This is a genomic window from Gelidibacter maritimus (assembly GCF_014062315.1).
GTDB lineage: Bacteria > Bacteroidota > Bacteroidia > Flavobacteriales > Flavobacteriaceae > Gelidibacter > Gelidibacter maritimus.
This window is the reverse complement of record NZ_JACGLT010000069.1, coordinates 1-236: the sequence shown is the minus strand read 5'-3', so window position 1 is coordinate 236 and position 236 is coordinate 1. Positions and strand designations below refer to the sequence as shown.

The following is a 236-nucleotide window of genomic DNA, read 5'->3' as shown; positions in this document are numbered from 1 at the left end:
GAATTACCATCTTGTCCATCAATTCCGTCAGCCCCATCAGATACAATAACACTGTTTGTACCATCACTAACTGTTATAGTGCCATCACCATTATCTGTTACGGTAACAGAATTACCATCATCACCTTTGTCTCCTTTTAATGAATCTAAGAAATCTTGTTCTGTTCCCGTATTGCCAGCTGCAATCCACGCATCATAAGCTGAAGCACCATCTACTCCGTCAGTTCCATTAGTTCC

The 236-nt window shown here is 41.1% G+C and carries 1 pseudogene; it reads right to left on the bottom strand.

Annotated features, from left to right (window positions below):
- Positions 1 to 236, bottom strand: a pseudogene (locus tag H3Z82_RS19490) (hypothetical protein); the annotation flags it as partial.